1 protein-coding gene is annotated in these 1,740 nt (G+C 73.9%); it reads right to left on the bottom strand.

The window, feature by feature from the left end:
* On the bottom strand, positions 1–1,740 hold a 1,740-nt coding region (locus AB4039_RS42145), incomplete at both ends, for a polyketide synthase dehydratase domain-containing protein (protein WP_442273297.1).

The raw sequence follows: 1,740 nt of genomic DNA, 5'->3' as shown, positions 1-1,740 counted from the left end.
GTGTCGAGGAGGTGGGTGAGTGCTTGGTGGTCGGAGACGTCGCAGGCGGTGATGGTGGTGTGGGCGCCGAGTGTGGTGAGTTCGTTGGTGAGGGTGTCGGCGCCTTCGGCGGTGGGGCCGCGTCGGCTGGTGAGGAGGAGGTGGCGTACGCCGTGTTCGGTGACGAGGTGGCGGGCGAGGAGGGCGCCGAGGGTGCCGGTGCCCCCGGTGATCAGCACCGTCCCCTCGGGGTCCAGGGCCGGGACCGGGCCCTCGACGTTCCCGGCCTTCGTCAGGCGGGGCACCAGCAGCCGGCCGCCCCGCAGGGAGAGTTGGGGCTCGCCGGTGGTGACGGCGCTGTGCAGGACTTCGGGGGAGGGCTCGTCGTCGCGGTCGCCGTCGATGTCGAGGAGGACGAACCGGCCGGGGTGCTCGGCCTGGGCAGAACGCACCAGACCCCACACCGCGGCGGCCACCGGGTCGACCGCTTCCGCCGTGGTCGCGTTCCTGGTGACCACGACCAGCAGCTGCTCCGGGTCGTCAGTGGCGAGGTGGTCGTGGACCGCACCGAGCGCCTCGCCGAGCACCGACCGGAGCTCCTCCGGCCCGCCCGCCCCGACGGTCGCCGCCACGCGGTGCACCGAGATCGGGGACGCGGAGGCAGGAGCCGCCTCGGGGGCCGGGGCGGCCGCCACCGACCACTCCAGGCGGAACAGGCAATCCTGCGGCCCGTGACTGGCCCTGAGGGCACCGGCATCCACGCCCCGCACCGTCAGTGACGCGGCGGACAGCACCGGCCGGCCGGACCCGTCGGTCACCGTCAGCACCACGTCGTCGTCCCCGGCCGGAGTCAGCCGGGCCCGCAGGAGCGTGGCGCCGCTGCCGTGCAGGACGACATCGGACCAGACGAAGGGGAGCCGGATCAGCGGCGTCCCGCGATCCGCTCCGAGGTCCGCCAGAGCGATGGTGTGCAGGGCGGAGTCGAGCAGTGCCGGGTGCAACGCGAAGTCGCCGGACCCTGCCTCCTCGGGAAGGGAGAGCTCCACGAAGGTCTCGTCACCGAGCCGCCACGCGGCGCGCAGCCCCTGGAACGCGGGCCCGTACGCGTAGCCGTGATCGGCCAGGCGCTCGTACGCCCCGTCGAGGTCGACGGCCACCGCGCCCACGGGCGGCCACGCGGCCCCGATGCCCTCGCCCGCGGCGCTTCGGGTCGCGGGGGCGAGGGTGCCACTGGCGTGCCGGGACCATGTGGAGGCGCCCTCGCGCCGGGAGTACAGCCGCACCGGCCGCGCCCCCTCGGTGTCGGCGCTCCCCACCCTGAGCTGGATGTCCACCGACACGTCGTCCGGCAGTGCCAGCGGCGCCTCCAGGGCCAGGTCCCGCACCACGGGTGAGTCCAGTCGTGAGCCCGCTACGAGTGCCAGCTCCAGCATCGCCGTGCCGGGGAGGAGCGGGGTGCCGAGTACGGCGTGGTCGGCGAGCCACGGCTGCGTCGTCGGCGTCAGCCGCCCGGTGAAGAGGTGGCCTTCCTCACCGGCGAGCTCCACGGCCGCACCCAGCAGCGGATGTTCGGCTGCGGAGAGCCCGGCCGACCCCAGGTTCCCCACCGTCACCGGGGTGTTGATCCAGTGGCGTTGGCGTTGGAAGGGGTAGGTGGGGAGGGGGGTGGTGGGGGTGTGGGGGTGGTAGAGGGTGTTCCAGTTGATGGGGTGGTTGGTGGTGGTGTGGAGGGTGGTGAGTGTGGTGGTGAGGGTGTGGGGT

The sequence above is a fragment of the Streptomyces sp. M-16 genome (assembly GCF_052114405.1).
Classification (GTDB): Bacteria; Actinomycetota; Actinomycetes; order Streptomycetales; family Streptomycetaceae; genus Streptomyces.
This window is presented reverse-complemented; position numbering and strand designations above follow the sequence as displayed.